This is a genomic window from Pantoea sp. ICBG 985 (assembly GCF_002928365.1).
Taxonomy (GTDB): domain Bacteria; phylum Pseudomonadota; class Gammaproteobacteria; order Enterobacterales; family Enterobacteriaceae; genus Pantoea; species Pantoea dispersa.
In genome coordinates, this window is sequence record NZ_POWM01000003.1 from 354,789 (window position 1) to 378,133 (window position 23,345).

General features: G+C 56.5%; 26 protein-coding genes and 1 pseudogene. 8 read left to right on the plus strand and 19 right to left on the minus strand.

Annotated elements, in window-relative coordinates:
- Both C1Y42_RS11100 and C1Y42_RS11105 read right to left on the minus strand, forming a co-directional pair.
- Positions 1–936 carry an ABC transporter permease gene (locus C1Y42_RS11100; protein ID WP_021508850.1) on the minus strand — a complete coding sequence of 312 codons (936 nt, stop codon included), beginning with the start codon at positions 934–936 and terminating at the stop codon, positions 1–3.
- Positions 929–2,461: an ABC transporter substrate-binding protein gene (locus C1Y42_RS11105; protein WP_104093444.1), complete on the minus strand. Its 1,533-nt coding sequence runs from the start codon at positions 2,459–2,461 to the stop codon at positions 929–931. The genes C1Y42_RS11100 and C1Y42_RS11105 overlap by 8 nt, the downstream gene beginning before the upstream one ends.
- A 200-nt stretch (positions 2,462–2,661) precedes the next feature.
- Here C1Y42_RS11105 and C1Y42_RS11110 point away from each other — a divergent pair, with 200 nt between their 5' ends.
- Positions 2,662–2,847 (plus strand): tautomerase family protein, encoded by a 186-nt coding sequence (locus C1Y42_RS11110; RefSeq protein WP_021508848.1) that lies wholly within the window; start codon positions 2,662–2,664, stop codon positions 2,845–2,847.
- A 12-nt stretch (positions 2,848–2,859) separates the two neighbouring features.
- On the opposite strand, the gene C1Y42_RS11115 is transcribed toward C1Y42_RS11110, so the two are convergent.
- The 4 genes from C1Y42_RS11115 to C1Y42_RS11130 all read right to left on the minus strand — a co-directional run bounded on the left by C1Y42_RS11115 (position 2,860) and on the right by C1Y42_RS11130 (position 6,711).
- Positions 2,860–3,618: an ABC transporter ATP-binding protein gene (locus C1Y42_RS11115; RefSeq protein WP_104093445.1), complete on the minus strand. Its 759-nt coding sequence runs from the start codon at positions 3,616–3,618 to the stop codon at positions 2,860–2,862.
- The gene (locus C1Y42_RS11120; RefSeq protein ID WP_104093446.1) at positions 3,615–4,646 is read right to left on the minus strand and encodes an iron ABC transporter permease; all 1,032 of its coding nucleotides are present in this window, start codon (positions 4,644–4,646) and stop codon (positions 3,615–3,617) included. The genes C1Y42_RS11115 and C1Y42_RS11120 overlap by 4 nt, the downstream gene beginning before the upstream one ends.
- Entirely contained in the window at positions 4,643–5,659 is a 1,017-nt protein-coding gene (locus tag C1Y42_RS11125; RefSeq protein ID WP_199188988.1) for an ABC transporter substrate-binding protein, read from the minus strand. The genes C1Y42_RS11120 and C1Y42_RS11125 overlap by 4 nt, the downstream gene beginning before the upstream one ends.
- Positions 5,660–5,901: 242 nt before the next feature.
- Positions 5,902–6,711, minus strand: a complete 810-nt coding sequence (locus C1Y42_RS11130) for an SDR family NAD(P)-dependent oxidoreductase (RefSeq protein ID WP_058781024.1) — start codon at positions 6,709–6,711, stop codon at positions 5,902–5,904.
- A 30-nt stretch (positions 6,712–6,741) separates the two neighbouring features.
- Between C1Y42_RS11130 and C1Y42_RS11135 the strand changes: the two genes are divergently transcribed.
- Entirely contained in the window at positions 6,742–7,146 is a 405-nt protein-coding gene (locus C1Y42_RS11135; protein WP_199188981.1) for a helix-turn-helix domain-containing protein, read from the plus strand.
- A gap of 83 nt (positions 7,147–7,229) precedes the next feature.
- On the opposite strand, the pseudogene C1Y42_RS11140 reads toward C1Y42_RS11135, so the two are convergent.
- Positions 7,230–7,635: pseudogene (locus tag C1Y42_RS11140) on the minus strand (winged helix-turn-helix transcriptional regulator).
- Between the two features lie 84 nt (positions 7,636–7,719).
- On the opposite strand from C1Y42_RS11140, the gene C1Y42_RS11145 reads away from it, so the two are divergent.
- Together C1Y42_RS11145 and C1Y42_RS11150 are read left to right on the plus strand one after the other, a co-directional pair.
- Positions 7,720–8,658 (plus strand): aromatic alcohol reductase, encoded by a 939-nt coding sequence (locus C1Y42_RS11145; protein ID WP_104093449.1) that lies wholly within the window; start codon positions 7,720–7,722, stop codon positions 8,656–8,658.
- Between the two features lie 337 nt (positions 8,659–8,995).
- Entirely contained in the window at positions 8,996–10,819 is a 1,824-nt protein-coding gene (locus C1Y42_RS11150) for a methyl-accepting chemotaxis protein (RefSeq protein WP_104093450.1), read from the plus strand.
- A gap of 75 nt (positions 10,820–10,894) precedes the next feature.
- Here C1Y42_RS11150 and C1Y42_RS11155 read toward each other — a convergent pair whose 3' ends face one another.
- On the minus strand, positions 10,895–11,785 hold the full coding sequence (locus C1Y42_RS11155) for an EamA family transporter (protein ID WP_104093451.1): 891 nt from the start codon (positions 11,783–11,785) through the stop codon (positions 10,895–10,897).
- The gene (locus tag C1Y42_RS11160) at positions 11,782–12,996 is read right to left on the minus strand and encodes an MFS transporter (RefSeq protein WP_104093452.1); all 1,215 of its coding nucleotides are present in this window, start codon (positions 12,994–12,996) and stop codon (positions 11,782–11,784) included. The genes C1Y42_RS11155 and C1Y42_RS11160 overlap by 4 nt, the downstream gene beginning before the upstream one ends.
- A 127-nt stretch (positions 12,997–13,123) precedes the next feature.
- On the opposite strand from C1Y42_RS11160, the gene C1Y42_RS11165 reads away from it, so the two are divergent.
- Positions 13,124–13,609 (plus strand): helix-turn-helix domain-containing protein, encoded by a 486-nt coding sequence (locus C1Y42_RS11165; protein WP_104093453.1) that lies wholly within the window; start codon positions 13,124–13,126, stop codon positions 13,607–13,609.
- Positions 13,610–13,628: 19 nt separating this feature from the next.
- Here C1Y42_RS11165 and C1Y42_RS11170 read toward each other — a convergent pair whose 3' ends face one another.
- From C1Y42_RS11170 to C1Y42_RS11180, 3 genes are all read right to left on the minus strand, one after another.
- Positions 13,629–13,940, minus strand: a complete 312-nt coding sequence (locus C1Y42_RS11170) for a cupin (RefSeq protein WP_104093454.1) — start codon at positions 13,938–13,940, stop codon at positions 13,629–13,631.
- 214 nt (positions 13,941–14,154) lie between these two features.
- A complete protein-coding gene (locus C1Y42_RS11175) occupies positions 14,155–14,448 on the minus strand; it encodes an EthD family reductase (RefSeq protein WP_164861085.1) in 294 nt (97 codons plus the stop codon).
- A 21-nt stretch (positions 14,449–14,469) separates the two neighbouring features.
- The gene (locus C1Y42_RS11180) at positions 14,470–15,216 is read right to left on the minus strand and encodes an SDR family NAD(P)-dependent oxidoreductase (protein WP_058781016.1); all 747 of its coding nucleotides are present in this window, start codon (positions 15,214–15,216) and stop codon (positions 14,470–14,472) included.
- Between the two features lie 119 nt (positions 15,217–15,335).
- Here C1Y42_RS11180 and C1Y42_RS11185 point away from each other — a divergent pair, with 119 nt between their 5' ends.
- Entirely contained in the window at positions 15,336–16,190 is an 855-nt protein-coding gene (locus tag C1Y42_RS11185; protein WP_104093456.1) for a LysR family transcriptional regulator, read from the plus strand.
- Between the two features lie 13 nt (positions 16,191–16,203).
- Here C1Y42_RS11185 and C1Y42_RS11190 read toward each other — a convergent pair whose 3' ends face one another.
- Complete coding sequence (locus tag C1Y42_RS11190) at positions 16,204–17,112, minus strand: LysR substrate-binding domain-containing protein (protein WP_104093457.1); 909 nt, start codon at positions 17,110–17,112, stop codon at positions 16,204–16,206.
- Between the two features lie 99 nt (positions 17,113–17,211).
- Between C1Y42_RS11190 and C1Y42_RS11195 the strand changes: the two genes are divergently transcribed.
- Together C1Y42_RS11195 and C1Y42_RS11200 are read left to right on the plus strand one after the other, a co-directional pair.
- Positions 17,212–17,514 carry a carboxymuconolactone decarboxylase family protein gene (locus C1Y42_RS11195; protein WP_104093458.1) on the plus strand — a complete coding sequence of 101 codons (303 nt, stop codon included), beginning with the start codon at positions 17,212–17,214 and terminating at the stop codon, positions 17,512–17,514.
- A gap of 5 nt (positions 17,515–17,519) precedes the next feature.
- The gene (locus tag C1Y42_RS11200; RefSeq protein WP_021508831.1) at positions 17,520–17,918 is read left to right on the plus strand and encodes a tautomerase family protein; all 399 of its coding nucleotides are present in this window, start codon (positions 17,520–17,522) and stop codon (positions 17,916–17,918) included.
- A 92-nt stretch (positions 17,919–18,010) separates the two neighbouring features.
- On the opposite strand, the gene C1Y42_RS11205 is transcribed toward C1Y42_RS11200, so the two are convergent.
- The 6 genes from C1Y42_RS11205 to C1Y42_RS11230 form a co-directional block, all read right to left on the minus strand.
- Positions 18,011–19,033 carry a C45 family peptidase gene (locus tag C1Y42_RS11205; RefSeq protein WP_104093459.1) on the minus strand — a complete coding sequence of 341 codons (1,023 nt, stop codon included), beginning with the start codon at positions 19,031–19,033 and terminating at the stop codon, positions 18,011–18,013.
- Between the two features lie 19 nt (positions 19,034–19,052).
- Positions 19,053–19,775 (minus strand): glutamine ABC transporter ATP-binding protein GlnQ, encoded by a 723-nt coding sequence (gene glnQ / locus C1Y42_RS11210; protein WP_104093632.1) that lies wholly within the window; start codon positions 19,773–19,775, stop codon positions 19,053–19,055.
- A 2-nt stretch (positions 19,776–19,777) separates the two neighbouring features.
- The gene (gene glnP, locus C1Y42_RS11215; RefSeq protein WP_021508828.1) at positions 19,778–20,434 is read right to left on the minus strand and encodes a glutamine ABC transporter permease GlnP; all 657 of its coding nucleotides are present in this window, start codon (positions 20,432–20,434) and stop codon (positions 19,778–19,780) included.
- A 51-nt stretch (positions 20,435–20,485) separates the two neighbouring features.
- A complete protein-coding gene (gene glnH / locus C1Y42_RS11220; RefSeq protein WP_104093460.1) occupies positions 20,486–21,238 on the minus strand; it encodes a glutamine ABC transporter substrate-binding protein GlnH in 753 nt (250 codons plus the stop codon).
- A 127-nt stretch (positions 21,239–21,365) separates the two neighbouring features.
- Positions 21,366–21,920, minus strand: a complete 555-nt coding sequence (locus C1Y42_RS11225) for a carboxymuconolactone decarboxylase family protein (RefSeq protein ID WP_176428143.1) — start codon at positions 21,918–21,920, stop codon at positions 21,366–21,368.
- Positions 21,917–23,245: an aspartate aminotransferase family protein gene (locus C1Y42_RS11230; RefSeq protein WP_104093461.1), complete on the minus strand. Its 1,329-nt coding sequence runs from the start codon at positions 23,243–23,245 to the stop codon at positions 21,917–21,919. The genes C1Y42_RS11225 and C1Y42_RS11230 overlap by 4 nt, the downstream gene beginning before the upstream one ends.
- Positions 23,246–23,345: the final 100 nt, after the last annotated feature.

Here is a 23,345-nt window from a genome sequence, read left to right on the forward strand (position 1 = left end):
TCATGCGCGCGCCCCCCGGGGATCGAGCAGATGACAACCGGCATCCACCAGCATGTTCAGCAGGACAAACAGCAGGCCGAGCGTCATGGCGCTGGCCTGAATCACCGGTACGTCACGCGCAAAAATGGCGTGCACCAGAGCGTGACCGATTCCCGGCCATGCAAACAGGGTTTCCACCACCACCACGCCTTCCACCAGCCAGACAAACTGCATGCCAAACCACGTCAGCACCGGCGCGCTCAGATTACGCAGGCCGTGACGCAGCAGCAGGCGCGCGGGTGCCAGTCCTTTTTGCGCTCCCCAGCGATAGTAACCGGACGACACCACCTGCCAGGTGGCTTCGCGCACCACGCGCACGCCGACGGCCGTCAGCGACAGTGCCAGCGTCAGTGCCGGCAACAGGAAATGGCGCAGCTCGCCGTGACCGGCGCTCGGCAGCCAGTCGAGTTGCAGCGCGAACAGCAGGATCAGCAACATGCCGAGTGCAAAATGCGGCACCGATTTCAGCAAGGCGGTCAGCCAGAACAGCGCACGGTCAAGCCGGCCGTTGGCGTGGCAACCGGCCCAGATGCCGAGCGGCAGCGTCAGCAGCAACGCCAGCAGCAGCGAAACGCCCGCCAGCGCCAGCGTCTGGCCCAGCTGCCAGCGCAGCTCATCCATCACCGGCTCACCGGAAACCAGCGAGCGGCCAAAGTTAAACTGCAGCAGATCGAAGAGCCAGTGCAGCAGCGCACTGCCGCCGCTAAGCGCTCCATCCAGCTCCTGCTGTACCCGCGCCACCGCTTCGGCATCGACGCGATCGTAACCATAGCGCCCCGAGGCGATGCGCCACGCCATGTCGCCCGGCAGCGCCTGCACCAGCAGCCAGGTCAGTAATCCTACCGCCAGCACCACGAACAGCGCCTGCGCCATGCGCCAGCTGAGTTGTTTAATCATGGCTCCCCCAGTGCATCTGGCGCAGGCCGAAGTGGCGTTCAAACGGATCGAGTTTGACGCCCTGCAGCTGGCTATTAACCGCCGCAGACTGCTGATACCAGGCCAGCGGAATCACCGGCAGATCCTGTTGCAGCGCACGGGTGATGACGCTGCGCGCCCCGGCGCGGGCTGCGCCATCGGTGGATTGCGTCAGCGTGTGGAGCGCCGCGTCGAAGCCTGCCGCATGCCAGTTCATCGCCCCCCAGTCACCGCCGTGGGTGCCATAATCCTGCAGCAGCGTTCCGGTCGGATCGGGCGTCAGGGCAAAGTTGCGCGCAAACAGCGCCAGCTGCAGACGGTTATTGTGGTGCTGCGCCGGGATCTCGCTGGCATTGGTCGCATTGATTCGCACGTCTATGCCAACCTGACGCAGCTGCTGCTGAATCACCATCGCCATCAGCGGCAGCTCAGGGCGATCGGGATAGGTCAGCAGCGTCAGGCTAAAGCGCTGGCCGTTGCGCGTCAGTACGCCATCCGCGCCGCGTTGCCAGCCGGCCGACTGTAATAACTGAGCAGCCTGCTGCGGCTGATAGTGCAGCGGCGTCAGTGCCGGGTTGTGCCACTCTGCCATGTTAGGGGGAAACAGCTGGCTGGCTGCGCCCGGATAACGCAGCACCGCCTGCGCCAGCGCGTTGCGATCGATCGCCATGCTGATCGCCTCACGCACCGGCTGTTCCGCCAGCAGCGGATCGGCCAGATTAAGCTTCAGCATCAACGTGCGCGGCACCGGAATCGCCGGGATGTGCAGCGACGCTTTGCGTGCCAGCCGCTGCCGGCTGGCGGCATCAAGGTTAAACACGTAATCTGCATCACCGCTTTCTGCCAGCAGCGCACGGGTTTCCGCGCGGCCGGTCGCCAGATAGCTGGCGGCGGCAATCGCCGGTTTCTCGCCCCAGTAATCCGCGAAGCGCGCCACCGTCAGCGACTGCGGCGGCTGGAAGGAGGTAAGCTTAAACGGTCCGCTGCCAATAATGCGCGTGATGTTGCCCTGCGCATCCCAGCTGGCCAGTGCGAGGATTTGCGAGCGGCTTTCCGCCAGGACTGACAGCAGCGGCGTGAAGGGTTCACGCAGCGTGATGGTGACAAGCTGCCCTGCCCCGCTGATGTCGGCGATTGGCGTTTTGTCCAGTAAGCCCGCTTTGCCGCGTGCGGTGTTGAGTGATTTCACCACGGCAACCGCATCCAGCAGCGAGCCATCATGAAAATGCACGCCGTCGCGCAGCTGAAACTGCCAGCGCAGCCCATCGTCAGAGACCTGCCAGCGCTGCGCCAGCGCCGCCACCGGCTCGCCACGTTCGTCCACTTCTACCAGCGTTTCAACCACATCCATACGTAACAGAATGTCGCCGGAGAGCGCCGGATCGCTGCCTTTAATTTCAAACGGTGCGGCAATCCGCACCGGTTTTTCGGGGGTGCTCGCCGCCATAACGGCGCAGGAAGCCAGGCCGAGCGCCGCAGCGATCAGCAAATTTTGCATTGATTTCATTAAATTTTCCGAATAAACCGTTACACTATCATCGAACCAATTACGTTATAACATAACAATTCACACTTTAACACACGGCGTTTGCAGGGAATTCGTTAGCCGCTTGTTGCCTTTTAACCGTCGCGACAGGTTAACGCTGCGCGCAGCAGCGTGGCTGAGGTATGCTTGAGAAGAACTCTAACCCGTGAGGAAACGCCGTTATGCCAGAGATTGTCGTTTATGCTGCGGAAGGCCGTAGCGTTGAGCAGAAGAAAAAATTACTCAAAGCCATCACCCAGGCGGTGGTGGATTCGTTTGAGATCGATGCTGATGTGGTCACCGTGTCGATTATCGAAACGCCGAAGCATCATAAATCTAAGGGCGGCGTGCCGTTCGACGAACGTTAAGATCAGCCCGGTTCAGGCGTACTGAATATTCATGGTGCCGCGCTCGCTGCGGTTGACGATGGCCTCGACCTGCCACGTCCGCTGAATCAGGGCAGGCGTCAGCACGGCGGCGGGCTCACCGCTCGCCACCACTTGCCCGTGCTGCAGCACCACCAGATGCTGGCAAAATTTGGCCGCCAGATTCAGGTCGTGCAGGGCCACAATCACCGTGACCGGCAGTGCGGCAATCAGCCGCATCAGCTCGAGCTGAAACTGAATATCCAGATGGTTAATCGGCTCATCCAGCAACAGGATATCCGGCTGCTGCGCAAGCGCACGTGCGATCTGGCAGCGCTGGCGTTCGCCACCGGACAGCCGCTGCCATGACCGCCCGGCCAGCGCATCCAGTTTCATCAGCGACAGCGCGTGCTGCACCGCCGTTTCATCTGCCGTCCGCCACGAGCTGAACGCATTGCGATGCGGCGCCCGTCCCAGACGCACGATGTCGCTGACGCACATCTCAGCTTCCATTTCGGCATGCTGCGGTACGAAGGCCAGCGTACGGGCACGCTGCCGCCGGCTGAGTTGGTTCAGCCGCGTGCCGCCCATCTCCAGCCCGTTATAAGCACAGGGCTGAACGCCCGCCAGCGCACGGATGAGCGTCGATTTGCCCGAGCCATTGGGGCCGAGCAACCCGACCGTTTGTCCCCGCTGCGCCGCAAAACTGATGTCAGATAACACGCTGCGCGCCTGTAGCGTCACGCTCAGTTTATCCACCGCGACATACTTCATGATTTCTCCCGGTTGCGATACAGAATCAGGGCGAACACCGGGGCGCCGACTAACGCCGTCACCACGCCTATTGGCAGCACCTGATGGGTGATTAACGTGCGCGATACCAGGTCGGCAATCACCATGAAATGGCAGCCGCCCAGGAATGCGAGCGGAATCGTCACCAGATGACGCGGCCCGGCAATCATGCGGGTGATATGCGGGATCACCAGCCCGACAAAACCGACCGCACCGATCGCGCTGACGATCACCGCCGTCACTAACGCAGTGGTCAGCAGTAATACGATGCGCACCGCTGCTACCTGCGTGCCCAGCGTCGCGGAGACTTCCGCGCCAAACGAGAAGGTATCCAGCGCGCGCGCATGGTAGAGCACAGTCAGCAGACCGGCGAGGGTTACGGCAAAACACAATAAAGCATCCGCCCAGCGCACACCGCTCAGGCTGCCGAGCAGCCAGAACATCACGCCGCGCGACTGCTCAGCATTGGCCGCCGTGCTGACAATGTAGGCGGTCAGCGCATTAAATAATTGCGTCCCGGCAATACCGGCCAGAATGATGCGCGCGGTGTTTTCCCGCATGCCGCCGGAGAGCAGAACAATCAGCATAAATGCAAGACAGGCACCGCCAAACGCGCCGGCACCGGTGGTGATGGCGCCGCCGCCGATGCCAAGCAGCATCACGCACACCGCGCCGGTTGATGCACCGGCGGAAATCCCCAGCAGATAAGGGTCGGCCAGCGAATTGCGCAGCAACGACTGCAACACCAGCCCACACAGTGCCAGCCCGCCGCCGCTGCTCGCCGCCATCAGCGCGCGGCTCATGCGGTATTGCCAGACGATGCCGGCTTCCAGCGCCGGCAGGTCGTAATGGGTGATGCCAAGACCATTAGTGATGGCCTGCGCGGTCAGGGTAAAGCCGATCGCGACATCGCCGGTCGCCGCGGCCAGCGTCATCATCACCGGCAGGCTGAGCGCGCCCGCAGCAATCAGCAGGCCGGTGCGCCAGTAACAGACAGCGTGAGCGCTCATCGGGCAGGTGCGAAAGCAGCGATCTGCTGACCGATCAGCTCCACGGCCTCTACGTTGCGCAACGAGGGATTCAGTGACATCGCCGGTACCACCACAATGTGGCCGTTTTTCACCGCTGGCATTTCACGCGTCACCGGATCGCTTTGCAGAAAGTGTTTTTTAACCGCGACGTCATCGGCGGGATAGAGCCGCCGCGCCATGCTGGCAATAACGATGATGTCCGGCTGCGCGGAGACGATGTGTTCCCAGGTAACCGCCGGCCACTCTTCGTCTGAATCGATAATGTTAGTCAGACCGAGCGTCTGGCTGATCCAGCCCGGCGCCCCTTTATTGCCAGCGACCCAGGGATCGCCTTTCAGGCGCGGGCTGGAAAACCAGTAAACCACCTTCAGCGGCGCTGACGGCGATTTGTGCAGCTGCTGCTGAACCTGTGCTATACGAGCGGCCAGCTGCTGTTTGAGCGCTTCGCCACGCGCCGGCACATCAAAAATGCGCGCCAGCGCGCTGATTTCCGCAAAGATCACCTCGATCCCATACGGTGTGGTGCGTGCACCGTCGCTATTGGACGTGGTGGTGACGGCTTTGCCGATGCAGTCGGCAGGAGAAATCCAGGTTCGGATGCCGAGCTGTTCAAACTGTTCACGCGTGGCGACTTCACCCTGCGGCCCGACGTGCCAGCTGTACTGCGCCAGCACCAGCTCCGGGCGCTGCGCCACCACCGCTTCAAAGCCTGGGGCGTTATCGGCCAGCCGTTTAAGCTGGCTGCCCTGCCCTTGCAAATCGGCGGGCAGCGCGCCAAACCACACCGAGGTTGCGGCAATTTTATCTGCCAGACCGAGCGCCAGCAGCAGTTCCGTTTCATGCTGGCCAACGGTGACGACACGCGCAGGCGGATGAGCGAAGGTCTCTTTGACACCGCAGTTATCAACGGTGAGCGGATAATCACTGGCACTGGCATTGAACACAGGAAGCGACATCAGCGCCGCAATAATCAGGGAGAGCGAGTTTTTCATCATGGTATTTTCATTGTTACGTTATAACATAACAATATGCATGGCCAGGCGTAGACTGTCAATAAACAGGATTGAGCATACCGACCGGGACTGCGCGCATCATGAAGAGGATGACGTTAGGGTATGAGCAGGGCTGCAACAGCAGCCCGCCCAGTTCTGATAATAAAATCGACTGTGATGATGTCATCGAATGAAGTAGCAGCTGAAACAGAGATTTTATTCAGGATGTTGTGCGGCTGGCTTTAAAGTCCGGGCCACATACCGCCATCAAGCCTTAAATTTGAACCCGTTATGTAACCCGACAACGGGCTGGCCAGAAAGGTGATGGCGTCCGCTATTTCTTTGAGCGTCCCAACACGCGCCATGGGCACATTGGCATACAGGGGCAATACGGCCTGTTCAATATCTTCCCAGGGCGCGTCAGCTGAAAGCCCTGCATCTTTGGCCGTTTGACGAAACGCTTTTTCCAGACTTGCACTATGAATAGTACCCGGTGAGAGAGTATTTGCGGTTACGCCATCGTGTGCGACCGCTTTTGCCAGCGATGAGGTCATGGCAATAATCCCTGCTTTAGCAGCAGCATAATCCGGACGCCTGGCGGGAGGCATCAACGCTGCCAGGCTCGAAATATTAATGATTCTGCCCCATTTTTGTTCACGCATCCCAGGAAGAAAAAGATTAATGACACGTAAGGCTGAAAGGACGTTTTTATCATACCCAGCCGCCCAGGTTTCTGGCAATGAAGACGTCCAGTCCTCTGTGGGGCCGGAGCCACCCGCATTATTAACAACAATATCAACGGATTGTACAAGCGAACAGACTTGCTGATAAAGCAGTTGAATATCTGCCTCACGGGTTAAATCTCCCGTTACTGCGTACGCTTGTCCACCTTGCTTTATGATATCACTGGCGATATTTTCAGCTTTAGCCGGATCCCGGCCATGTATAATAACGCGGGTGCCTTCAGCGGCAAGCCCTCTGGCTACCGCTTCTCCAATACCTTTGGTACTACCCGTTATCAAAGCAATTTTGCCGTCGAGTTTCAGATCCATTACTGTTCTCCAGAATACGTGAAAAATCTATTGGAAAATAAACTGATGAATGAATCAATTACGCACCTGAAAGTGCCTGTAGGCGATGATGAGAAAACACGTTGTCTCGGACCAGAAGGTTCGGTCGCTTATGTCACGCAATGTTTAACTATTATTTCCGGCAGATGGACACTACAGATTTTATTCAGATTATTTGCGGAGCCTGTGATGCGTCACTCGCAATTCATGAAGAGTATGCCGGAGATATCGCATAAAGTACTGACTCAACATTTGCGCAAGCTTGAACGTGATGGGCTGATAACCCGCACTGATTTTGGTGAACAGCCCCCACGTGTTGAATACGCACTCACGCATGCAGGCCATAATCTGATGCCCGTGCTGCTCTCAATGCGTGAATTCTCACGAGACAACCTGTCAAAACCGGGACAGGATTAATAGTGCAAAAAATTTTGCACTATTGGCAGCAGGGAAATAATCACGCATCCTCAGCAAGGTCGTCATCACGCAATTTAATGCCATTACTGATCAGGAGTATCAAACGTAATTCTGCTTTGCTTAAAATAGTCGGCCGACGAAATAATCCACGCCCAGAGCGGCATCATTTTCATCATCATTTCTTCGCCCGCGTCCGTGGCCGTATAAACGACACGCGGTACTTTTTCCTGATAATCACAACGGGATATAAGGCCGTCACGCTCAAGCGTTCGCAGTGTGCGCGTCAGCATTCGTTGCGTGACGTCATGCAGTAAACGACCCATTTCTGCATGGCGCAACGGTCCATGGGTGACCAGAATATGCAATATACCCAGCGACCAGCGATTGCCGGCGTGTGAAAGAATTTCACGCTTCAATGTTTCATCATCGTGACTCAGCCTCACAAAATTGTCTGGAAAACTGCAGCAGGGCTTCGCGATTGGGTTCCATCTCTCCTCCGGTATCACGGGTGTACCTGATTGAATCAGGGTTTGTCCGCTGTCAGGATGACGGATATAACCTAAGGAGACAAGCATGCTACCCGTTGATCAACATGTCGAAAATATTCTTATCCTCGGCGCAGGAGAATTAGGCATGGCGGTGTTAAACGCCATGGCTAAAAAAGTGCAGCAGCATCCGCTGATCAAAATAAGTGTATTACTCAGAAGCGAGGCTGCACATGCCACGTCCGGCCCACTTAAAACCCGGCTGGATGCGCTGCAAAAGCTAAATATCACTGTGGTGGAAGGCGACCTGCAGAAAAATAGCCTGAGCGAACTCTCAGCATTATTTCGCACTTATGATGCCATCATTAATTGCAGTGGTTTTGTCGGCGGGCCGGGAACGCAGCTCAGAATTACTCAGGCCGTGCTGAAGGCGGGTGTCGCCCGCTATTTTCCCTGGCAGTTTGGCGTGGATTATGACGTTATCGGCAAAGAGAGTGGGCAACCGGTGTGGGATGAGCAGCTTGAAGTGCGCCACCTGCTGCGCGCCCAAAGCAACACTGACTGGGTAATTGTTTCGACCGGTATTTTTACCAGCTATCTGTTTGAACCCGATTTTGGCGTGATCGATGCCGGGAATAAAACGGTTTATGCCCTCGGTGACTGGAACTATGCCCTGACACTCACCACGCCAGACGACATCGGGCAGCTGACAGCCGATATCTTCTTTCATCAGCCCGCTTTTCAGAACGACATTGTTTATATTGCTGGCGATACGCTGACTTACGCAGAGCTGGCTGACCTGATGCAATCTCACTGGAAAAGCGCGGTCAGGCGAGTATTACTTAGCCGGGAAAGGCTAAGGGAAAATGCAGAACGTCATCCCCATGACACTGGCGCGGCCTACCGGCTGGCCTTTGCCCGTCCGGACGGTGTGGCATGGCCTAAACAGGAAACGTTTAACTACCGCGAGCACATTGCCACCACCAGCGCCGCTCAGTGGCTGACGAATCAGCCAGCGGAGTCCTGAGGATTTCAGGCGTAGCGGAATGTCCTCAGGCGCAACGCCTGGCCTGAGGGCTATCGGGCCATTCGCCTGAAATCCCGGCGCTTTGACAAACCGGCAGGTTGCGTCAATACTTTCCCCCGCACCGCTATCCGCCAAAATCAGTACCAGCATAAAACAGAAAATTCGAGCTCCCCGCCTGCCCTACCGTTGCAACCCTTCCCCAGCATAGCCCATCTAATAAATTTAGGTGATTATATGTTTTTTAATTATTTTAATTGAAATTAATCATCTCCCTGCCGATAACGCCATTGCCATCAGGCAAAAGCGTGGACAACAACAACCAGGGAGATTCACCTTAATGAAAAAAATACGTGTTTTTTTGGAAGATATCAGAGTCAGCAGAAAACTCATGCTCGGGTTTGGTGTGCTGCTTACTCTCAGCATTGCTGTAGCTTCCTGTGGCATCAAAAATCTGCACGACATCGCGGAACGTGCGGAAAAACTCAGCCAGTTGAAAGGCATCAACGATCAGTTCGCGCAGGCTAAAGATGCCCGCCTGCAATACGTAAAAACCCACGATGAAAAATTCATTGCCGACAACGAATCGCGACTGCAGGCGATTGAGGGCAGTATCAACCAGCTGAAAACCTGGCAATGGGATAGCGCGCAGACCGCGCTGATTGCCTCTCTGCCTGCTGCGATGAACCTTTATCGTCAGCATCGTGCAGAAACGGTGAATGAAGTGCATAAGCGCCAGAGCATTCTGCAGGCGCTGCGCTTCAGTGACGAAACCACGGCGGTTGCCGCGCTGGCCAGAAACTACGTCAGCACACAGCAGGATACGGCAACCGCGCTCACTGAAATCGCTAAATATCTGAACGGTATTAGTATTCGCGTAAAGCTGATGGCGCTGGACAACACTGAGGAAAACCGTCTGGCTTTGTCAGGCTTTATAGCTGAAACGATTCAACTCATTGACCAGGCTCGACCACGCCTGAGCGCTGATGACAGCAACGCGCTGGATAAAATTGCCGTAACGCTGGCGGCCAGACGCGACAGCGTGCAGGACTACAACGCCTCCGCGGAAGAAGAAGTGGAAGCGACCCGCCAGCTTGCCATCGCGGGCCTGCATCTGACCAATACCAGTAATCAATTATTTACCCAGCAGCTGGCCGCCACGCACCAGGATATCGCCCGGGCAATCCTGTGGATGTCGCTGATCCTGGCGGCGGCTGTGGTAATCAGCATTCTGATTGCGGTGTTTATCACCCGGCAGATTACCCGTCCTTTAGCGGTAACACTGAACGTCGCGCGGCAGATTGCGCAGGGAGATTTGAGCGTACAGCTGCAAACTTCGCGTAAGGACGAACTGGGCGAGCTGATGCAGGCGGTCGGTGAGATGAGCAACGATCTGCGCGGCATCATTGGTAACATTCGCAGCGGCGTGATGCAGGTCAGCCACGCTTCCGCAGAAATTGCCGCAGGCAATAACGATCTGTCAGCCCGCACCGAGGAGCAGGCGGCCGCGCTGGAGCAGACGGCAGCCAGCATGGAGCAGTTAACCGCTACCGTGAAGCAGAACGTGGAAAACATTCATCACTCCAGCGAACTGGCGCGTGCCACTTCGGAGAAGGCCAATCAGGGCGGCTCGCTGGTCAAAGGCGTGGTTGAAACCATGGACCAGATCAGCGCCAGCTCCGGCAAAATCGCCGAAATCACCACCGTCATTAACAGCATTGCTTTCCAGACCAATATCCTGGCGTTAAACGCAGCAGTAGAAGCAGCGCGCGCCGGTGAGCAGGGACGCGGCTTTGCCGTGGTCGCCAGCGAGGTGCGCAGTCTGGCGCAGCGCAGCGCTCAGGCGGCCAAAGAGATCGAAACCCTGATTGGCGAATCGGTCGCGCGTATCAGCAGTGGTTCACAGCTGGTGGGTCAGGCCGGTAAAACCATGGATGAAATTGTGCATTCCGTTGGCAACGTAACCAGCATCCTCGCCGAAATCGCGCAGGCATCCGATGAACAGAATCGCGGCATTTCGCAGGTTGGCGTCGCTATCGTTCAGATGGACAGCGTGACGCAGCAGAACGCCGCGCTGGTGCAGGAATCATCGGCCGCCGCCAGCGCACTGCGCGATCAGGCGTCGACACTGGAAGGCTCAGTCGCGCGTTTCGTGGTGCAGTAAGCGGATTTTCACTGACAGAGAGAGCGGGCAGGATGCCCGCTCTTGTCGGATCACGGCTCGTCAGCGGGCTGCTGATCACAGCGAATCCGACTGCGGAATGAAATAACGTTTGATGCGTTGTCCATACAATCCAACCGCCAGCCCGGTAATAATCAGAACCAGCGCCACGATTTTCATCGGAGAAATAACTTCACCAAATATCATCATCGAACCGAGAATGCCGAATACCGGCACCAGCAGCGATAATGGCGCGACGGTGGAGACAGGATACTGCTTAAGCAATGAATTCCAGATCCAGTAGCCTAATAACGTATTGGGGTAGACCTGAAACAGAATGGACAATATCGCACGGGTATCCATATGGCTGATTAATGCGCTATAGCCCGCGCTGCCATTAATTAATCCGTCCAGCAGAAAAAGCGGAAGCGGCGAAAAGGCGCTCGACCAGACCAGAAACGCGAATACCTGCTTCGTGCCGGCTTTTTTCATGATGATATTGGCAATGCTCCAGGCTATGGCGCCTGCCAGCACCAGCAGCAACCCGGCAAACGTCACCGAGCCGTCGGTAATAAACACAATGCTCATCAATCCGCTGCACGCCAGCACAAAGCCAGCGATCTGATAGCGGCTGAGCTGTTCTTTGAACACATAACTGCCGAGCAGCAGAGTGAAAAAGGCACTGAACTGCAGCACCAGCGAGGCGATCCCCGCCGACAGCCCGGTTTTTATCCCCAGATTCACCAGGCCCCACAAGCCAATGCCGAATACCAAGCCGTAACCAATAAGGTAGCGCCACGGGACGTCAGGTTTTTTAATAAAGAAGAGCGCCGGCATGGCACACAGCGTAAAACGCAGCCCTGCCAGAATAAACGGATCGATGGCGTGCAGCCCTAATTTAATCACCGAAAAATTAATGCCCCAGATGGCGGTGATACCGATGGCCAGTAGCAGGTGTGATAATTTCATGATTGACGTGTTCCATACCAGAGAATAAGTGCGCAGGCACTGACCAGTGCCCCGCCGCCGCACACGGCATACCATCCCCAGTGCGCATAGAGTTGAGTGGCAGTAATAGCGCCCAGCGCGCTGCCTGCCGCATAAAAACACATATAGGCACCGATAAGCCGGCTGGTGATAGCGGGTTTGCCGGCAATCAGCATGCTCTGGTTGATGACATGCACCGTCTGCACGGCGAAATCCAGCATGATCACACCAATAACCAGCAACAATAATGAGGCCTGCGCGAAGGCGATGGGGAGCCACGAGAGCGTTAATAAAACCAGTGCGCATCCGCTGGCGCGCTGCCCGGTTCCCCGGTCAGCCCAGGCGCCACTTCTGGAAGCCGCCAGCGCTCCGGCTATCCCAGCCAGACCAAACAGCCCTGTTTGCGTATGGGAAAGCGACATGGCCGTGAGCGGCAAAACCATGGAACTCCACAACATGCTGAACGCGGCAAAAATCAGCAGAGCCAGCGCGCCGCGCTGACGCAACAAAGGCTCGGTGACGAAAAGACGCGGGACAGACCCCAGCAGCCCGGCCACGGAAGTGGCTGTGTTCTGCGGACCGGCAGCAGGTATCACTTTTACCAGCAGCACGGTAATCAGCAGCATCAGCGCCGATGAGGTCATATACACCGCCCGCCAGCCGGCGATATCGGCGATGATGCCAGAGACCAGGCGCGCCAGCAGTATGCCCATGACGATGCCACTGGTGACGCTGCCTACCACCTTGCCACGCTGAGCCGGTGCTGACAGGATAGCGGCCCACGCCACCACGGTTTGCGTCACCACCGCCATCAGCCCCACCAGCAGCATCGCCACCAGCAGCGCCAGCAAACTCTCTGCTAACGCCGCAGCGATCAGGGCCAGCACCGACAGCAGCAGGTGCGTGACCACCAGCTTTTTGCGATCAAAGCGATCGCCAAGCGGCACCAGCAAGAACAATCCTATGGCATAACCCGCCTGCGTTGCCGTGATGACCAGGCCGATGGTGCCGGGCGAAACCTGCAGCGTTGCGGAGATGGATTCCAGCAATGGCTGGGCAGAATAGACATTGCCGACAGCCAGCGCGCAGGTCAGTGAGAACAGAAAAATGATGTGAGGCGACAGCACTGAGGAGGACGTCACCGGCGAAAGAGGCGCCTCAGAGGTTGCAGGGGTATCACTGGTGCAAGTCATATTGCATCCCTATGTGGTTTTTTTTTGAAACCGATTTATTCTATAAGTAGCAGCGGTGGTTTTTTTTTGCAACTTGTTTTGCTGAAGGCTAAGCTGCCGTCAGTAAATCAGCAGAGTGAGAGAGAAGATGGCCAAACAGGAAGCGCTCAGAACCAGCGAATGCCCGGTCGCCCGGACCGTGGAGGTGATTGGCGAACGCTGGTGTCTGATGATCATCCGTGAAGCGTTTGATGATGTGCGCCGCTTCAGTGATTTCCAGAAAAACCTTGGGCTGGCAAAAAATATCCTGGCGTCACGGCTGAAACTGCTGGTTGAGGTCGGTGTGCTTGAAAGTTGTCCGGCGTCAGATGGCAGCGCCTACAAGGAATATTTGCTGACCGAACGGGGACGAGCCGTCTTCCCAATCGTCGTGGCGATGCGCCAGTGGGGAGAGCGTTATCTGTTTGAAAAAGGCGAGACACACTCGGTTTTGCTGGATAACGCCAACGGTGAACCGTTACCTGAACTGGCCGTGTATTCTGCCCGGGGAGAACGGCTCGATCCCGCCGACTGTCATCGCCGGCGCGTCATAGCCGGTAATCGCGCCGATCAGGCTTCGTCGATCGTGAAATAACCGGGGTTGAGAAGTCGCATCAAACCGATCCCGCTTGTTCAATCACCAGCACCCGGGCTACGCCCTGCGGATGTGCAACGTGTTCAGTGCCTTCGCTGGCATAGAAAATATCGCCGGTGGTTAATCGTTGGGTTCTCACTTCACCCGCTTGTTTGTAGAACATGTCAACGCAACCATCCATAACGGCAAACACCTCTTGTCCATCATTGATATGCCATTTATAGGGTTGATCGGTCCAGTGCAGTTTAACGCTGATGTTATCGAAGCTGGCAATATGCTGAGACTCCCAGGCTTTGGAACCCGTAAATTCTCTGCTGCTGTAAAAATTCATGTTTGCGTCCTGTGTGCTGCTGCGGTGATAGCTCACACATGAAATAGCAAAAGGCAGCGCCACGTACCAGATTCAGGGATTGGTTTGTCCTGATTTGGCACCAGCGCGTCCCGTTTTTGCTGCCGGGATGCCTGCTTAATGGACAATGTGTTCATTAAGCAGGCTATTAAACCGGTGAATGGAGGGCATAAGCGCGCGGCGGCGTCGCTGCCGTTCAGAAGGGAATAAAATGGCTGCGGATCACCGTGGAGGCATCGGTAAAATGCACCACATCTGCCATGACTCTTTTGGTTTGTTCGGACTCCAGCGCCCGGTTGACATCCTGCTGACAGGCAAACGTGTAAACACCGATGGAGAGCCAGCCGCTGCGGTCTGAAGCGGGATAGAACGCTTCCGCCGAAATGAGCCCATAATCCTGCCAGCACGCCAGCGCCAGCGGCAGGTGCGTGTGGGTATAATAGTCGCGGTCAAAGCGATGGGTTTCATCGCCGACACATACCACCATCATCTGATGCATCCTTTTCTCCCGTTAACGCATGCCGCCTGACGCCACCATCACCTCGCCCGTCACCCATCCGGCATCGTCGGAAGCGAGATAAGCCACAATCGGCGCAATATCCTGCACCTGGCCAATACGGCCAAGCGGTGTCTGGCTTTCGTTCCAGCGCTGAAACTCCGATCCCATCGCGCCAGTGCTGTGCGTGCCTTCGGTTTCGATTAACCCCGGATTGACCGCGTTGACGCGGATGCCGCGCGGGCCGAGTTCGCGCGCCAGCACGCCGGTAATGGCATCAATCGCGCCTTTGCTGCCGCTATAGATAGCGCTCTCCGCCAGAAATACCCGCGTTACAAATGAGCTGATATTAATAATGCTGCTGCCCTTGCCCAGATGTGGCACGGCGGCGCCCGTCACCAGCAGCGGCCCGAGCACATTGATGTCAAATTGCTTGCGATACAGCGCTTCGCTGCTCTCTTCAATCTTCGCAAACTGATACACACCGGCATTGTTCACCACAATATCCAGCCGGCCAAACTGCGCGAGGGTAGATTGAATGAGTGCCTCAACCTGCGGCTGATCGGTGACATCCGCTGCCAGCGCCACCGCCGTGCCACCGGCAGCCTCAATAGCGGCAACCACCTTATCCGCCCCGTTTTTATCGGCGGCATAGTTGACGACGATCTTTGCGCCGTCGGCGGCCAGCTGGCGGGCAATCGCCGCACCAATGCCTTTAGATGCGCCGGTTACGAGGGCGACTTTGTCCTGAAGCTTCTTCATGCTCTGCAATCCTCAATCAGTTCAGTCTGGATGATGCCGTTATGGTGATAGCTACAAAGTTGTTTGAGAACTGCCATTTTTGTATATTCGACGTTCATTTTTGAACGGGGGCGAGCGCAATGGAATGGAGCGATGTACGGATCTTTCTGGCAGTGATGCGCAGCGGATCCTATGGCGAGGCCGCGCGCCGGCTCGGCGTCAGCCATCCGACCGTGGGTCGTCGCATTAAGGTGCTGGAAGCGCAGGCCCATCAGGCGCTGTTTCGCCGCACGCCGGATGGCCTGGTGTTAACCGATGCCGGTGACGCCGTGCTGGGCCTGGCAGAAAGTATGGAAAATGCTGCGCTGGCGATGGAGAGACGACTGGCGGGCAATCACCCGCGGCTGGAAGGCATTTTACGCATCTCCTGTGCCGAGTGGTTTGCCACCGCCGTGCTGGCACCGGTACTGAGCGAGCTGACTCAGCGCCATCCCGCTATCGTGCCGGAAATCATCGCCAGCTACCGTTTGCTCAATCTGTCGCGGCGCGACGCCGACGTGGCTTTTCGCATTGTGCCTTTTACCGAGCCGGATATTGTCCAGCGGCGCCTGATGAGCATGCCCTATGCGTTATACGGCACGCCTGAAAATGCCCGCGCATTGCAACACGACCCCGCCTCAGTGGGGCTGATCCTGATGAATACCGCACAAGCCCATTTTCCGGACGTCGTCTGGCTGCTCGATCAATTTCCACAGTCACAGCGGGCTTTTACCAGCACCAGCCGGGCGGTGCAGGCGCAGATGTGCCGGCGCGGCATGGGCGTGGCGGTGTTACCCCAGCCGCTGGGCGATGCCACCGCCGGACTGCAGCGGATTCCTACCCCACAGCCGCCGCCTTCACGCGATATCTGGGTAGGCTATCATCAGGATCTGCGGCACATGGATCGCCTGCGCGCCATGCTGGATATCGCCGATGCGCTGCTGATTGCGAAGTAACTGTAGCAGCAATTCAGGCGGGCCGCAGACCCGGTAACGGCTCTAGGCTGCGCAGCGCATTTTCCATCAGTCTGGCCAGCAGGTTTTGCGCATTCGGTTCAGTCTGGCTGCCACTTTTTTGTTCCAGCGTAACGCCCAGCGCGCCCAGTGGCGGCAAAACATTGCCGGCGCTCACCAGGTTAGCGGGCATGCCGACCCGCGTGCGCACGGTGATCCCCAGACCGGCCCGCACCGCCGCCCAGATGCCGCTCAGGCTATGGCTGACAAACACGATTCGCCATGCAATGCCCGCCCGGTCCAGACTGTCGATGGCGCGCGAGCGCATCAGGCAGGGATTATCAAACATCACCAGCGGCAGCGGTTCGCCCTGGCTTATCATCGCGCTGACGTCGCAGTCGGGGTGGGCGATCCACTCCAGCGGGAACTGGCCGATCAACACGCCTTTACGCTGCAGCGGTTGTGCCTGCCACAACAGCGCCATATCAAGAGCATCGCTGTCCAGCGCTGCAAGCAGCTCCTGATTACGCGCCACGCGGGCGATAATCTGCAGCCCGGGATGGTGACGTGTAAATTCGCCCAGAATACCGGGCATCAGAGTGTCACCAAAATCTTCCTGCATGCCCAGGCGCACTTCCCCCTGCAGCCCTACACCGCTGAAGGTGCACAGTGCTTCGTCGTTCAATGCCAGCAGACGGCGGGCATAACCCATCATCACTTCCCCCTCACGGGTTAACGCCAGATGACGCCCGCTTTTCTCCACCAGCTTGCTGCCACATTGCTGCTCCAGCTTTTTCAGCTGGGCGCTGACCGCCGAAGTGGATCGACAGAGCCGCACGGCGGCCTGCGCAAAACTGCCACACTCCATGCCGGTGACAAAACTGCGCAGCGCATCGAGATCCAGCGTCTGAGCTAACTTTTGCATGATCGTCCTGATTTATGGGATGAATGACGGTGTTTTATTTGATTTCCAGGATGGTTATGTTTCGCCACAATCGCGGCTGAGTCAATACGGAGAAACATCATGGTAAAAACACTCGATAGTAAAACGCTGGCGCGCATCGCGCCAAAGCTGGCCGAACTCAGTCAGCAGGTTCTTTTCGATGACATCTGGCAACGTGACGCGCTTACGCCGCGCGAACGCAGCCTGATTACGCTGGCCGCACTGACGGCGCTGGGGCGGGTGCAACAGCTGCCGTGGCATATCGAATTCGCGCTACAGAATGGCCTGGCACGAGAAGAGATCGTCGAAGTGTTCACCCATCTGGCCTTTTATGCCGGCTGGCCGGCGGCGGTGTCAGCGCTAAGCTGTCTGGAAGAGGCGTAACCCTCATGCCTTTTACCCGCATCATACTGCGTCAGGGTTATAGCGACGCGCAATTAACGCAGATTTCCGACATCCTGCAACAGAGTCTGGAGGACGAATTTGCCGTTCCACCCGGCGACCGCTTTCAGGTATTTGAAGAACTGCCGGCGCGGCTAAGGGTGTTTGATCGCCACTATAAAAGTCGCGGGCGTTCAGAGAATTTTGTTCAGTTCATGATTACTGCGGGCAAGCCGCGCAGCCGCGAACAGAAGCACAAGCTGTGTCGCAGATTGTGTCAGCAACTCTCGCAATCGCTGGATATCGATCCGCAGGATGTGATGGTGATTATTCAGTTTAACACCGTCGATGACTGGAGTTTCAGCGACGGATGTCTGATGTCCGAAGAAGCGCGTTTCCACGAGTAACATAGTCAGTATTGCTGGCAGCGCAGGTTAGCGCGCTGCCAGCAATCACTGTACGGCTTCAGTGATGGGCTGTGGAGATTAAAAATAACAACTCATTGACGACCAGCAGATTGCAAAGCGGCGCGCTGGCGGTCGCGCGTGAAGATCTGCCACGTCACCGCGTCATCACTCAGGGTAAAAATAGCCGTGGCGAGGGTATTTTCCTCATCCGGATCATGCGGCGACAGCCGGTAAATCGGCAACGCTGCATCCTGCTGATCCGATAAAATCGCCCTGGCCGCCGCGCCATCTACCGCCGTTTGCGTCGTCAGCCATGTCTCCAGACGCTGCTGGCGCGAGCCGGAACTGGCGGTGACCACCTGTTCGACGGCGGCAAGCTGCGGGTGAATAAGATGGTTAGCGTGCCCGAAAGGCGCAGTCAGTGCGATCACTGAACAGCCTGAGCCTGTCGCTTCAATACTGATCAGGCGGCTATCGCCCTGCTGCCCCAGCGTATGGTGAAACGCGCCGGCGCGCGGTATGGCGCTAAGTATGGCGATCGCTTCATCCAGCGTGGTCGCGTTCAGCGACGCGCGGGCAATGATCTGGCGCGGCACGCCATCCGGACGATGCTGTGCGCGAATGTTATTGACGGTATTAACGATGCCCTTCTCATTAACGGCAAAAGTATGACCGCAAAGTGATGCCGGATAGGCGAAGCTGGTGAACGCGAGCCCGTCATCGGGGGTCACGGTGACCAGCGCACAGTCGTCACGCAGCTGGGGAAAACCATCTTCGTTGTGCGCAATGATCAACTCCCCGCTGGCACTTTTCCCCGCCACCGTGGTGCAACCATCCGAAGTTGAACGCACCAGATCGCCCCGGCAGTTCCACGCAAACACCTCGTCAATCGGTGCCTGTAATCCTTCAGCCAGTCCTTCCAGCTCCTGCCAGATCAGCGGGAACTGGCGCTGAACCCGCGCGCGCATACTGCGGATTTGCTGCGTATCTTTCATGGCGGTGACCGTTTGCCAGAGACGGGTATGTCTGAGTTTGTTATGCCAGGCATCACGGCCAAAGTCACCGAGTTGCTGACCAATAACAAAAGCCGAACCACGGAAGTCGAGTTTTTTCATAGCGTTATTTCACTTCATTTCAGGATACATGTTGCAAAAATTCTTTCAGACGCGGATTACGGCTGGCAGTCAGCAGCATATCAGGTGGCCCATCTTCGACAATGGTACCGCCATCAATAAAGATCAGCCGCGAAGCCACATCGCGGGCAAAGCCAATCTCATGCGTCACAATCACCATGGTCATGCCCTCTTCAGCCAGCGAGCGCATCACTTTCAGCACTTCATGACGTAACTCCGGATCCAGCGCGGAGGTCGGCTCATCGAACAGCATCATTTTCGGCCTGACGGCCAGTGCCCGGGCAATCGCCACGCGCTGCTGCTGGCCCCCTGAAAGTTCAGACGGATAATGGCTGGCGCGATCGCGCAAGCCAACGCGCTCCAGCAGCGCCAGCGCCTGCTCGCGCGCCGCGGCTTTCGTTTGATGACGCACGCGAATCGGGCCGAACATCACGTTCTCCAGTGCAGTCAGATGCGGGAACAGGTGAAACTGCTGAAACACCATGCCGGCTTCACGGCGGATATCACATTCATTCGCATGCGGATCGGTGATGTGCATTCCGGCGACCAGCAGCGTCCCGGATGAGATCTCTTCCAGTTTGTTGATGCAGCGTAGCAGCGTTGATTTGCCTGAACCTGAAGGGCCGATAATCACCACCACCTCGCCGGACTCAATTTTTAAATTGATATTGTGCAGGACCTGCGTGGCACCGAAATTTTTCGACACTGCGTTAAATTCAACCATGCTCATAAAATATGGATCCTTTTTTCCAGCTGCTTCAGTAAAAAGCTCAGGCATAACGTCACCAGCAGATAAATCATGGCCACCGCCGTCCACACTTCCAGCGCACGGAAATTACCCGCAATGATCTCCTGCCCCTGACGCGTCAGTTCTGCCACGCCAATCACAATAAACAGTGAGGTATCTTTAATACTGATAATCCACTGGTTACCTAAAGCCGGAATCATGCGGCGTAACGCTAAAGGCATAATGACATACCACAGCGTACTGCGCTGCGATAAGCCCATCGCCAGACTCGCTTCTTTAAAGCCTTTATTAATTGAGAGGATCGCGCCCCGGGTAATTTCAGCAATGTAGGCACCGGAGTTAATCACAATGGTCACGATCGCGGCGGTGACGGGATCAATTCTTATCGGCAACACCATCGGCAGTGCAAAATAGATAAACATTACCTGCACCATGATGGGCGTACCGCGAATAAGCTCGACAAAAATAAGTGACAGCGTTTTGGCGATTTTCCCGCCCAGAGCACGGCAGGTTCCCGCCAGTAAGCCAATAATAAAACCGCCCAGCAGACCTGACAGCGAAATAATCAAGGTCAGCTGCAGACCCTGCAGCAGTAGCGGCAGAGATTCCCAAATATATTTACTGTCAAAATTCATAATTTAACCTGTAAACGCTAAACAAGGCCGGAGGGCTCCGGCCTGGCAGGATTATTTCGGCTGCTTGGCAAACCATTTCACGTAGATTTTGCTGTAAGTCCCATCCGCGCGCAGGGCCTGCAGCGCGGCGTTGATCTTAGGCGTCAGGCTGCTGTTTTTCTGCATGGCAAAGCCATACTGCTGCGGCAGAATCGTGTCGTTTTCACCGCTGGCTTTGACTTTGCCATCGCCCGCCGTTTTCACGTAGTACAGCACATTGGGCGAGTCGTGGACCACCGCATCAAGGTTGCCGGCCTGCAAATCCAGATAGGCGTTGTCGATATTAGGAAACTCAACATAATTTGCCTTGTATTTACTTTTCATAAAGCTGGCTGCAGCCGTGCCCTGTTTCAGACCCACTTTCTTGCCGGTTAAATCGCTGAATTTCTTAATGCTGTTATCATCGCTTTTGACAGCCATTAATAAGTCGGCGTCATAATAACCGTTGCTGAAATCCACCACCTGCTTACGCGCATCGGTAATGGTAATACCTGCCATCGCGACATCCAGATTCCGTGATTGCAGCCCCGGAATCAGGCCACCAAAGTCCATTGGGTGTAATTCATAGCTGATATGCATTTTCTTCGCGATGGCATCCCATAAATCAATGTCAAAGCCGACGTATTTATCACCTTGCTTAAATTCAAAAGGAACAAAAGCCGTATCAACCCCGACAGTTAATTTATCCTGCGCCGCAGCGGTAAAACTGGCGGAACAGGCAACCAATGCCAGTGTAACTTTTAATTTATTTAAAAATGCAGACATAATAACCCTCAGCGTCAGTAATGTAGCGTGCAATGATTGTCATCCAGCGAAATAACCCGGCGGACATGGTCAAAGAAGGTGGTTAATATAATGGGCGTATCAGGTACGCCCGGAGTAATGCGACAACTTATGCAGGAAGCAAGTGATCCTGCGTAAAGGGTACCGGCGTCTGTGCGCCGTTCATGATCATCGAGAGAAAACTGTAATAGCCGTTAATGCCTATCAAATCCACCACGCCCTTCTCGCCCCATAATTCGATGGCTTGCTGCCAGGTGGCATCACTGATTTTCTGTTGCTGATGTAACTGCTGGCAAAACTGATAAATCACCCACTCATCAGGCTGCAAATCCGCGGGCTGACGTTTTTCATTGATGGCCTGCACTGCTGCAGCAGAAATCCCCTTTTCGCGCGCTATCGGCGCATGGATTGCCCACTCTACCGGCTGTGACCAGTGCCTTGCCGTCATTAAAATCGCCAGTTCCGATAACCGCTGGCCCAGCGCACTGCGATAGCGCAGATATTCCCCCATACGCTGTGCATGTGCCATTAACTCGGGGCTGCGCAGCAGCGGCTCAAACGGAGGTAGCAGCGCACCGCGCGGCCCGTTGATAATCTCTTCCGCGAGCGGACGTTGCTGCTCATCCCAGTCCTGCTCCGCCAGCGGCGGTAATCGGTTAATCATAATTTGCCGGTCTCTTCACGTACCACGGTGTTCAGCGTATCCACGACAAAATCCAGTTGTTGCGGGGTGACGATAAACGGTGGGGCAATTAAAATATGGTCGCCATATTGCCCGTCCAGCGTGCCGCCCATCGGATAGACCAGCAAACCGCGCGCCATACAGTTGGCCTTGATGGCTGCGTGAAGTTTCATCGCCGGATCGAACGGGGTTTTTGTGGCTTTATCACGCACCAGCTCCACACCGGCAAACAGGCCGCGGCCGCGTGTATCACCGACGTGCGGTAACTCCCCCAGCACGTCGCGAAGCGCCTTGTGCAGATAAGCGCCCTGCTGCTGAACCGCCTCCAGCAGATGGTCGCGCTCAATCACCTGCTGTACTGCTAACGCCGCCGCAGCGGCTGTCGCATGACAAATATAAGTGTGTCCATGCTGGAACAGACCGCTGCCAGCCTGCAGCGCAGACACGATCTTCTCACTGGCCAGCACCGCGCCGATGGGTTGATAACCGCCACCCAGTCCTTTGGCGATGGTAACCAAATCAGGTACCACGCCATCCTGTTCGAACGCGTGCAGTGTTCCGGTACGCCCCATTCCGCACATCACCTCATCGGCGATAAACAAAATGCCGTACTTGTCGCACAGGCGACGTACACCCAGCAGATAGCCCGGCGTCGGCGGCGTGGCACCGCTGGTAGCACCGACCACCGTCTCCGCGCAGAAGCCAATAATCGTTTCCGGGCCCGCATCGATAATCGCCTGCTCCAGCTCGCTCAATAGCCGCTGGGTATACTGCTGCTGGGTTTCATCGGTACAGCGATCGCGATACTCATTGCAGGCGGAAACGCGAATCACGTCGATTAACAGGGGCGCGAACTGACGCCGGCGCCATTCATTGCCACCCACCGCCAGCGCGCCCAGCGTATTGCCGTGGTAGCTCTGTTTGCGGGCGATGAAACGGGTGCGCGCAGGCTGTCCGATCTCAACAAAGTATTGCCGGGCCAGTTTCAGCGCGGTTTCCACCGCCTCCGAACCGCCCGACACAAAATAGGCATAGTTAAGATCGCCCGGTGCGGTGCGCGTTAACTGTTCGGCGAGCTGTTCAACGGTATCGCTGGTAAAGAAACTGGTATGCGCATAAGCCATTTGATCGATTTGACGATGCATGGCTGCGAGGACGTCAGGATGGGCGTGGCCCAGGCAGGAAACGGCGGCACCACCGCAGGCATCAAGATACTGTTTTCCCTGTGCATCAAAAATGTAGGCCCCGTGTGCGCGCGTAGCCACGGCGGGCACGCTGCGCAGACTGCGGTGAATGATACGGCTCATGCTGGTCCTGCTCCTGAATACGCTTCGTTGTTGAAACGTATCTTGCAGGATCCATTTGAATCACGTCAACGCAATAATGATTCAATCGCATTCAATATTC

Coding starts and splice junctions, on each gene's coding strand:
- C1Y42_RS11185 (WP_104093456.1), top strand. CDS start 15,336: ATGGAATGGAGCGATGTACGGATCTTTCTGGCAGTGATGCGCAGCGGA.
- C1Y42_RS11200 (WP_021508831.1), top strand. CDS start 17,520: ATGCCTTTTACCCGCATCATACTGCGTCAGGGTTATAGCGACGCGCAA.
- C1Y42_RS11150 (WP_104093450.1), top strand. CDS start 8,996: ATGAAAAAAATACGTGTTTTTTTGGAAGATATCAGAGTCAGCAGAAAA.
- C1Y42_RS11225 (WP_176428143.1), bottom strand. CDS start 21,920: ATGATTAACCGATTACCGCCGCTGGCGGAGCAGGACTGGGATGAGCAG.
- C1Y42_RS11160 (WP_104093452.1), bottom strand. CDS start 12,996: ATGACTTGCACCAGTGATACCCCTGCAACCTCTGAGGCGCCTCTTTCG.
- C1Y42_RS11125 (WP_199188988.1), bottom strand. CDS start 5,659: ATGAAAAACTCGCTCTCCCTGATTATTGCGGCGCTGATGTCGCTTCCT.
- C1Y42_RS11110 (WP_021508848.1), top strand. CDS start 2,662: ATGCCAGAGATTGTCGTTTATGCTGCGGAAGGCCGTAGCGTTGAGCAG.
- glnP (WP_021508828.1), bottom strand. CDS start 20,434: ATGAATTTTGACAGTAAATATATTTGGGAATCTCTGCCGCTACTGCTG.
- C1Y42_RS11175 (WP_164861085.1), bottom strand. CDS start 14,448: ATGATGGTGGTATGTGTCGGCGATGAAACCCATCGCTTTGACCGCGAC.
- C1Y42_RS11165 (WP_104093453.1), top strand. CDS start 13,124: ATGGCCAAACAGGAAGCGCTCAGAACCAGCGAATGCCCGGTCGCCCGG.
- C1Y42_RS11180 (WP_058781016.1), bottom strand. CDS start 15,216: ATGAAGAAGCTTCAGGACAAAGTCGCCCTCGTAACCGGCGCATCTAAA.
- C1Y42_RS11195 (WP_104093458.1), top strand. CDS start 17,212: ATGGTAAAAACACTCGATAGTAAAACGCTGGCGCGCATCGCGCCAAAG.
- C1Y42_RS11145 (WP_104093449.1), top strand. CDS start 7,720: ATGCTACCCGTTGATCAACATGTCGAAAATATTCTTATCCTCGGCGCA.
- C1Y42_RS11230 (WP_104093461.1), bottom strand. CDS start 23,245: ATGAGCCGTATCATTCACCGCAGTCTGCGCAGCGTGCCCGCCGTGGCT.
- C1Y42_RS11170 (WP_104093454.1), bottom strand. CDS start 13,940: ATGAATTTTTACAGCAGCAGAGAATTTACGGGTTCCAAAGCCTGGGAG.
- C1Y42_RS11205 (WP_104093459.1), bottom strand. CDS start 19,033: ATGAAAAAACTCGACTTCCGTGGTTCGGCTTTTGTTATTGGTCAGCAA.
- C1Y42_RS11100 (WP_021508850.1), bottom strand. CDS start 936: ATGATTAAACAACTCAGCTGGCGCATGGCGCAGGCGCTGTTCGTGGTG.
- glnH (WP_104093460.1), bottom strand. CDS start 21,238: ATGTCTGCATTTTTAAATAAATTAAAAGTTACACTGGCATTGGTTGCC.
- C1Y42_RS11120 (WP_104093446.1), bottom strand. CDS start 4,646: ATGAGCGCTCACGCTGTCTGTTACTGGCGCACCGGCCTGCTGATTGCT.
- glnQ (WP_104093632.1), bottom strand. CDS start 19,775: ATGGTTGAATTTAACGCAGTGTCGAAAAATTTCGGTGCCACGCAGGTC.
- C1Y42_RS11130 (WP_058781024.1), bottom strand. CDS start 6,711: ATGGATCTGAAACTCGACGGCAAAATTGCTTTGATAACGGGTAGTACC.
- C1Y42_RS11105 (WP_104093444.1), bottom strand. CDS start 2,461: ATGAAATCAATGCAAAATTTGCTGATCGCTGCGGCGCTCGGCCTGGCT.
- C1Y42_RS11155 (WP_104093451.1), bottom strand. CDS start 11,785: ATGAAATTATCACACCTGCTACTGGCCATCGGTATCACCGCCATCTGG.
- C1Y42_RS11115 (WP_104093445.1), bottom strand. CDS start 3,618: ATGAAGTATGTCGCGGTGGATAAACTGAGCGTGACGCTACAGGCGCGC.
- C1Y42_RS11190 (WP_104093457.1), bottom strand. CDS start 17,112: ATGCAAAAGTTAGCTCAGACGCTGGATCTCGATGCGCTGCGCAGTTTT.